This window comes from Streptomyces sp. NPDC060205 (assembly GCF_042728395.1).
In the GTDB taxonomy this organism is placed as follows: Bacteria; Actinomycetota; Actinomycetes; order Streptomycetales; family Streptomycetaceae; genus Streptomyces.
In genome coordinates, this window is the sequence record NZ_JBHWZP010000079.1 from 25,007 (window position 1) to 33,028 (window position 8,022).

5 protein-coding genes and 2 pseudogenes are annotated in these 8,022 nt (G+C 71.2%); 2 read left to right on the forward strand and 5 right to left on the reverse strand.

Features of this window, described 5'->3' with window-relative positions; genetic code table 11:
* Positions 1-67: 67 nt before the first annotated feature.
* Genes glgC through ACFWGJ_RS16585 form a run of 3 tightly spaced genes read right to left on the reverse strand, consistent with a single transcriptional unit; the run spans position 68 to position 3,296 of the window.
* A complete protein-coding gene (glgC, locus tag ACFWGJ_RS16575) occupies positions 68-1,288 on the reverse strand; it encodes a glucose-1-phosphate adenylyltransferase (RefSeq protein ID WP_387324659.1) in 1,221 nt (406 codons plus the stop codon).
* Positions 1,289-1,339: 51 nt separating this feature from the next.
* Positions 1,340-2,491, reverse strand: a complete 1,152-nt coding sequence (gene glgA / locus ACFWGJ_RS16580; protein ID WP_387324661.1) for a glycogen synthase — start codon at positions 2,489-2,491, stop codon at positions 1,340-1,342.
* 37 nt (positions 2,492-2,528) lie between these two features.
* Positions 2,529-3,296 (reverse strand): (2Fe-2S)-binding protein, encoded by a 768-nt coding sequence (locus tag ACFWGJ_RS16585; protein WP_387324663.1) that lies wholly within the window; start codon positions 3,294-3,296, stop codon positions 2,529-2,531.
* 240 nt (positions 3,297-3,536) lie between these two features.
* Between ACFWGJ_RS16585 and ACFWGJ_RS16590 the strand changes: the two genes are divergently transcribed.
* Complete coding sequence (locus ACFWGJ_RS16590) at positions 3,537-4,946, forward strand: DMT family transporter (protein ID WP_387324666.1); 1,410 nt, start codon at positions 3,537-3,539, stop codon at positions 4,944-4,946.
* A gap of 25 nt (positions 4,947-4,971) precedes the next feature.
* Here the strand turns inward: ACFWGJ_RS16590 and ACFWGJ_RS16595 are convergent.
* Together ACFWGJ_RS16595 and ACFWGJ_RS16600 are read right to left on the reverse strand one after the other, a co-directional pair.
* Positions 4,972-5,715: pseudogene (locus ACFWGJ_RS16595) on the reverse strand (peptidoglycan DD-metalloendopeptidase family protein); the annotation flags it as partial.
* Between the two features lie 147 nt (positions 5,716-5,862).
* A pseudogene (locus ACFWGJ_RS16600) lies at positions 5,863-6,153 on the reverse strand (transglycosylase family protein); the annotation flags it as partial.
* 317 nt (positions 6,154-6,470) lie between these two features.
* Here ACFWGJ_RS16600 and gndA point away from each other — a divergent pair.
* Positions 6,471-7,910, forward strand: a complete 1,440-nt coding sequence (gene gndA / locus ACFWGJ_RS16605) for an NADP-dependent phosphogluconate dehydrogenase (protein WP_387324669.1) — start codon at positions 6,471-6,473, stop codon at positions 7,908-7,910.
* Positions 7,911-8,022: the final 112 nt, after the last annotated feature.

Sequence of the window (8,022 nt, forward strand, 5' to 3'; positions counted from 1 at the left end):
CATGTGGCCCAAGGGGCACGCCCAAGTGGCCGAGCTCACCCCTCGGCGGGCCCCTGCGCGACGGCTCCTACGGCACCTGCTGGCCCTTGCCGAGGGCTATCACGCCGTCCTTGGAGACCGTGTAGAGCTCCCGGTCCCGTTCCGGATTGACGCCGATGGTCGCGCCCGGCGGTACCTGCACGTTCTTGTCGAGGACCGCGCCGCGTACGACCGCGCCCCGCCCGATGTGCACGTTGTCGTGGAGGATCGATCCCTGGACGACGGCTCCCGGGTCGACCAGGACACCCGGGGAGAGCACCGAGCGCGTGACCTGCCCCCGGATGAGGCAGCCCGCGCTGATGATCGACTCGCTCGCGATGCCGCCCGCGTTGAACCGGGCCGGCGACAGCTGCCCGGAGCTGGTGTAGATGGGCCAGCTGCGGTTGAAGAGGTTGAAGGCGGGCCGCTCGGCGATCAGGTCCATATGGGCGTCGTAGTACGCGTCGAGGGTGCCCACGTCACGCCAGTAGCCCTGGTCGCGGGTGGTCTCGCCGGGCACGTGGTTGTCGCTGAAGTCGTAGAGCCCGGCCTCGCCGCGGTCGGTGAGCTGAGGCAGGATCGAACCGCCCATGTCGTGCACGGAGTTCGCGTCCTCGGCGTCCCGCTGCAGCGCCTCTATCAGGGCCTTGGTGGTGAAGATGTAGTTGCCCATGGAGGCGAAGACGCACTCGGGGTCGTCGTGCAGTCCGGGCGGGTCCGCGGGCTTCTCCAGGAAGCGCTCCACCGTCTGCCCGTCCGTGCCCGGGGTGATGATGCCGAAGGACGACGACTCCGTGCGCGGGACGCGGATTCCGGCCACGGTCACGCCCGCCCCGCTGTCGATGTGCTGGGCGAGCATCTGGCGCGGGTCCATGCGGTACACGTGGTCGGCGCCGAACACCGCCACGTACTCGGGCTGTTCGTCGTACACGAGGTTCAGGGACTGCAGGATGGCGTCGGCGCTGCCCAGGTACCAGCGCGGGCCGAGGCGCTGCTGAGCCGGGACCGGCGTCACGTAGTTGCCCAGCAGGCTGGACATCCGCCAGGTCGTGGTGACGTGGCGGTCGAGCGAGTGCGACTTGTACTGCGTCAGCACGCAGATGCGCAGGATGTCCGCGTTGACGAGGTTCGACAGCACGAAGTCGACGAGGCGGTACGTGCCTCCGAACGTGACCGCTGGTTTGGCACGGTCCGCGGTGAGGGGCATCAGGCGTTTGCCTTCCCCGCCCGCCAGCACGATCCCGAGCACCGAAGGTCCACCACGACGCATGGCCGCTCCCCTAACCCTCATTGATCCGGGCCTGCCTTGCGGCAGGCCGGACTACGCCTGTTTGAGGATCTCCTCGTAGAGCCGGACCGTCCGCCGGGCGACGGCGTCCCAGCCGAACTCCCCCACCGCGCGCTGCCGTCCGGCCTCGCCCATCCGCCGGGCGGCCCCGGCATCTCCGAGGACCGAGTCCAGCGCCTGCGCGAGTCCTGTCTCGAAGTCCTCGTCCACGGACACCAGTACCCCGGTTTCGCCGTCCTCAACGACCTCCGGGATGCCGCCGACCCGGGAGGCGACCACCGGGGTTCCGCAGGCCATCGCCTCAAGGTTGACGATGCCGAGCGGCTCGTAGACCGACGGGCAGACGAACACGGCGGCGTGGGTGAGGAGTTGGATGACCTCGGGGCGGGGCAGCATCTGCGGGATCCAGTGCACTCCCTCGCGGACCCGGCTCAGTTCCTCGAACAGGACACGGAACTCCTGGTCGATCTCGGGGGTGTCCGGCGCGCCCGCGCAGAGCACGACCTGGGCGGCCGGGTCGATGTCGCGCACGGCCCGCAGGAGGTGCGGCACGCCCTTCTGCCGGGTGATCCGGCCCACGAACAGCACGTACGGGCGCGAGGTGTCGAGGCCGAGGCGCTCCAGCACGTCCGTGCCGTGGTCCGGGCGGTACAGGCTCGTGTCGATGCCGTTGTGCACGATGTGCACCTTCGCCGGGTCCAGGGACGGATAGCAGCCGAGGATGTCCTCGCGCATGGCCCCGGAGACGGCGATCACGCCGTCGGCCGACTCGATCGCGGTACGCTCGGCCCAGCTGGACAGGGCGTAACCGCCGCCCAGTTGCTCGGCCTTCCAGGGGCGCAGCGGCTCCAGCGAGTGGGCGGTCATGACGTGCGGGATGCCGTACTGCAGCTTCGCGAGGTGGCCGGCGAGGTTGGCGTACCACGTGTGCGAGTGGACGAGGTCGCGGTCCTCCAGCGCGGCGGCCATGGACAGGTCCACGGAGAAGGTGCGCAGCGCGTCGTTGGCGCCGTCGAGCACGGGCCAGGGCCGGTGCCGGACCACCCCGCCGCCGGCGCCCTCTCCCCAGCAGTGCACGCCCAGGTCGGTGAGGGGCCTCAGCTCCCGGGCGAGGAACTCGACATGGACTCCCGCTCCGCCGTACACGTCCGGCGGATACTCGCGGGTCAGCAGTCCCACACGCACCCGGAACCCCCTGTCTCTGCGGCTGGTTCCCACATGGTCACCCAGATGGGTCGGTCAGGGAAGAGCGCGGTGCCTGTGTGAAACAGCAGTCGCCGCACACCCCGCCGCCGGGTACCCGGTAATAGAGGCAGCAACTGCGCCGGCGGAAGGCGATTCCGTCGAGGGTTCCGGTGTCCCGCAGGTCGGGGTGGCCGAGGAGTTCGGCGGTGAGCGCGCGTACTCGGTCGCGTACGTCCCCACGGCCGCGGGCGGCGGCCCAGCCGTCGAGCAGACGGGCGGTGCTCGCGAGGGCGGAGGCCGCGTTGCCCCACAGCAGCCCCTCGGCCACCGGGTGCCGGGCCCGCAGCGCCGCCGAGAGGGGTTCCAGGTGGCCGTGGTGCACGAGGCGCCGGATCGTCGCCGCGTCGCCGGGCAGGGCGCGCACCCGCGTCAGCCACAGGTCGTCGGGGGCGCTGCCGTCGGCGTCCCAGTGCAGCAGGCGGGGGTCGAGGTCGGGCACCCGGCCGTAGAGCACGGCCGCGCCGAGGGCCACGGACCACAGCCGGGCGGCGAGCCCCTGCTGCGCCACGGACACCCCGACGCGTACCTCCGGCGCGGCCAGCAGCCGGACGACCTTGCGGACCCGGAAGGTGAGCGGATCCGTCTCCTCGCCACCGGGTCCGGCGGTGACGCGTGGCGGTGTCGCGTAGACCTCGGCGAGCGTCGGCAGCGGTGGTCGCCCCGTGCGCGGGCGCGGCCGTCCCGTGCGCAGGGCGAAGAAACCTTCGAGGGCGGCGAGCCGATCGAGGCCCGGATCGAGATTCACGAAGAACTAGTACACCAAGGGGGCATAACGGCGCCGGAGGGCGGGTTGTACTTCGTGTCACCCGACCTGGGGAGGACTCGCCCCAAGACGTACTCCATCGGCAGTAGGACCCAATGACTGCTCAGGTACGACGACACGGGACCTTTCACAAGGGATCGTCATAACCATGGAAGCCGACCGTTCGCCGCACCGGACTCCGAACCCGCCGGAGCGCGTCCGCCACACGCAGAGGAGAGAGGCATGAGCGCACTGGTGCTTTCCGTGGTCCTCTCCCTCGTCTCCGCCGTCGCCTACGCGGGCGGGGCCATCGTGCAGGAACGCGTCGCGGCGAACACGCCCGACCGTACGTACGCGCCCATGCGTCAGCTCGCCTGGTGGGTCGCGGTCGGTCTCAACGCGCTCGGCGGACTGCTGCACGTCGTGGCGCTGGCCTACGGGCCGCTCAGCCTGGTGCAGCCGCTGGGCGCGCTGACCATCGTGTTCGCGCTGCCCATGGCCGCCGTCTTCGTCCGCCGCAGGGCAGGCGCGGCCGCTTGGCGCGGCGCGATCATGGCGACGGTCGGTCTGGCCGGGATCCTGGCGCTGGTCGGCACCGCCGACTCGCAGTCCCTGAACAGCGCCCAGCGCGTCGTGGTGGCCCTGGTCACCGGCGGTGCGGTGGTGGCGCTGATGACGGCGGCCCGCGCGGCGCACCGGCACCCGGCCGTGCGCAGTGTGCTGCTGGCGATCGCGGCGGGTGTCGCCTTCGGTATGTCGTCGGTGTTCACGAAGACCGTCGCGGTGGACTGGACCGGTGGCGTCGCGCTCGCCGACCTGCCGAGCCTCGCCGTGATCGGCGTGCTGGCGACCGCCGGAATGCTCCTGTCGCAGGCCTCCTACCGGGGCGCCGGACTCGCGGCTCCGCTGGCCACGCTGACCGTCGTGAACCCGATCGTGGCCGCCGCGGTGGGCCTCACGATGTTCGGCGAGACGTTCCGCTACGGCGAGACGGGCACCATGCTCGCTCTCGGCTGCGGGGTCGTCGCCGCGGGCGGTCTGATCCTGCTCACCACGGAGCGGATCAGCGGCTCGGAACGTACGCTGCCGGCCGCGTCGGTCCCGCCGGTCTCCGGCACGGCACCCCTGACCGCGGACGCGGCCCGGGAACCGGCCCAGGACGTGTCCCGGATCGCGGCTCCGGAGGCCGCGCCGAGCCACTTCGAGCAGGCCATCGCGCTTTTTCCTTCCGAGCAGCCCGCCGTCCCCGCCTCCGCCTCCGCCTCCGCCGAGCGGCGGATCTCCTCGGGAGTGCGGGACAAGGCGTACACGCCGGCGGGTGTACGAGAGGACTCGTTCACGGTGCCTGCGGTGCGCGGCGAGCCGCTCGCACCGGCCGCGCGGACGGCCCCTGGCGTACGTGAGCAGGCGCGCCCGTCCGGGGCCGGGATGCCGGGCGGCCGGGAGGCGCCGCCGGTCGCGGCCGGGGGGATGTTCGCCGCCGCGCGCGAGGCGGCCCTGGTGTCACCGCCCGGGTCCAACGGGCCCCCGCCGCCCGGCGAGGTACCGGACGGCCCGGACGAGGTGGCGTGGCCGGAAGGCTTCTACTACGGCCTTACGTGCCTGCCCCTGCTGCCCGCCCCGATGGTGCTGCGCTCCTGCGTCAAGTCCTGACGCCGCCACATCCTGACGCCACCGGTCAGAGCCTGACGCCACCGGCGCGCAGGTACGCGACCGGGTCGACGTCGCTGCCGAAACCGGGCCCCGTCCGCACCTCGAAGTGCAGATGCGGGCCCGAGCTGTTGCCCGTGGAGCCCGACCGGCCGATGCGCTGGCCGGCCCCCACGCTCTGCCCGGCCTTCACGGAGATCGCGGACAGGTGGGCGTACTGGGTGTAGCGGCCGTCTCCGTGCCGGATCACCACCTGGTAGCCGAAGGATCCGCCCCAGCCCGCGGTCACGACGCTGCCCGCCCCGACCGACTTGACGGACGTACCCGTCGGCACCGGGAAGTCGACGCCCGTGTGGTAGCCCTTCGACCAGGAGGAACCCGTGGCGTGGTACGGAGTGCCGGTGCCGGCGCTCACCGGGGCGGTGAGGGTGTGAGTGACGGAGTGGGTCTTCTTCTCCGACTTCTCCTCGGCCTTCTCCACCCTCTCCTTCTTGCCCTTCTTCTCCTTCTTGTCCTTCGTCTGCGCCTTGCCGGACGTCGCGGTGGAGGTGCCGTCCGTACCGGGCGCCCTGCCGTGCAGGCTCAGCCGCTGACCGGGAACGATCAGGTCCGGGTCGGCGCCGACGGTCTTGCGGTTGGCCTCGTACAACTGCCGCCAGCCGCCGGGTATCTTCCGGGTGCCCGCGATCCCGGAGAGCGTGTCGCCGTGCACGACCGTGTACATCTCGGCGGTCCCGGCCCGGGACTGGGGCGTGGTCTGCGGCTGTACGTCGACCTTGCGCTTGGTGGTCTGCGTGGAGCTGCCCGAGGGGCTGATGTCGGGGCTGTCGCCACCGCGCGTGAGCCCCGCCCGCTGCGAGCAGGTGGGCCAGGCGCCCGGCCCCTGACCGTCCAGGACCTTCTCGGCGACGGCTATCTGCTGGTCCTTGGTGGCGAGGTCGGCGCGGGCCGCGTAGGCCCGGCCGCCGTAGGCCTCCCAGGTGGACTGGCTGAACTGGAGGCCGCCGTAGTAGCCGTTGCCCGTGTTGATGTTCCAGTTGTTCGTGGACTCACAGGCGGCGACCTTGTTCCACGTGTCCACGTCGGCCGCGTTCGCGACGCCGGTCCCGATGAGCGGTATCGCCATTCCGGCACCGCCCACCGTGACAGTGAGTGACGCGCGGTTGATCCTGTTGGGCTGATACCGGCGGTGCCGACCGCGTACGGCCATGAAGGTGCCCCCTAAACAAGCGTCAGGAGCGGCAAAAGTAAACGCTGCTAACAGGCCATGACAAGAGGGCAATCAGCCTCCCTATCCCGCCAAGTGACCAGGAATGCCCCTTCGTTCACGGCGGTTGATGTCCATACCGGTGGCAGCCGCGGGGGTGAAGTTCGCCGGGAGGCTGAGGCGAGGGCGCCTCTTCTGCGTACACAACGTCGGCAAGGCAGGATGTGCGGTCGGAGAACCGGCAAGTCAGGATGGTCGGTGGGTCAATACTGGCGGGCAGGACCGGCACCACTGATTCAGGATCTTAGGAGCCAAACCGTATGAGCAACTCAGCGCAGATCGGCGTCACGGGACTCGCGGTGATGGGGCGCAATCTCGCCCGTAACTTCGCGCGGAACGGATACGCCGTCGCCCTGCACAACCGGACGGCGGCGCGCACGCACGCGCTGGTGGAGGAGTTCGGCAGCGAGGGCGACTTCATCGCGACGGAGACCGCCAAGGAGTTCGTGGCCGCCCTTGAACGGCCCCGCCGCCTGGTGATCATGGTGAAGGCCGGTGAGCCGACCGACGCGGTGATCCAGGAGTTCGCCCCGCTCCTGGAGCCCGGCGACATGATCATCGACGGCGGCAACGCGCACTTCGCGGACACCCGGCGCCGGGAGCGCGAGCTGCGCGAGCAGGGCATCCACTTCGTCGGCGCGGGCATCTCCGGCGGCGAGGAGGGCGCGCTCAACGGCCCCAGCATCATGCCGGGCGGTCCGGCCGAGTCGTACGAGTCGCTGGGCCCGATGCTGGAGAAGATCTCCGCGAAGGCCGAGGACGGCTCCCCGTGCGTCACGCACGTCGGCCCCGACGGCGCCGGGCACTTCGTGAAGATGGTGCACAACGGCATCGAGTACGCCGACATGCAGCTGATCGGCGAGGCGTACCAGCTGCTGCGTGACGTGGCGGGCTACTCCCCCGCGCAGATCGCCGACATCTTCCGCACCTGGAACACCGGGCGGCTCGACTCGTACCTGATCGAGATCACCGCCGAGGTCCTGTCCCACGTGGACGCGGCGACGGGCAAGCCGTTCGTGGACGTGGTCCAGGACCAGGCCGAGCAGAAGGGCACGGGCCGCTGGACCGTGCAGATCGCCCTCGACCTGGGCGTTCCGGTGTCGGGCATCGCCGAGGCGGTCTTCGCCCGGTCGCTGTCGGGCCACAGCGCGCTGCGCGAGGCCTCCCGCGGGCTCGCCGGGCCCTCGGCGACGGCGCTGAGCGAGTCCGAGGCGTCGGCGTTCGCCGACCAGGTGGAGCAGGCGCTGTACGCGTCGAAGATCGTGTCGTACACGCAGGGCTTCCACGAGGTCTCGGCCGGCAGCGCCGAGTACGACTGGAACATCGACCTGGGCGCGGTCGCCTCGATCTGGCGCGGCGGCTGCATCATCCGGGCGGCGTTCCTCGACCGGATCCGGGCCGCGTACGACGCGCGCGCGGATCTGCCGAGCCTGCTCTCCGACGACACGTTCGCGCAGGAGATCGCGGCGGCGCAGGACGACTGGCGCGCGGTGCTCGTCTCCGCCGTGCAGCAGGGCGTGCCGACGCCCGGGTTCGCGGCGGCGCTCGCCTACTACGACGCGCTGCGTGCGGAGCGGTTGCCTGCGGCGCTCACGCAGGGGCAGCGGGACTTCTTCGGGGCGCACACGTATCGGCGGACCGACCGGGAGGGGTCGTTCCACACGCTGTGGGGCGGGGACCGGTCCGAGGTCTCCGGCTGACGACCGAGGAACTGAGGGTTCGTTGCGGGGTGCGGGTCGGTGGGGGCTGGTCGCGCAGTTCCCCGCGCCCCTTAAAGAAAAGGCGGCGGGCGGCTGGAGTGGACATGTCCAC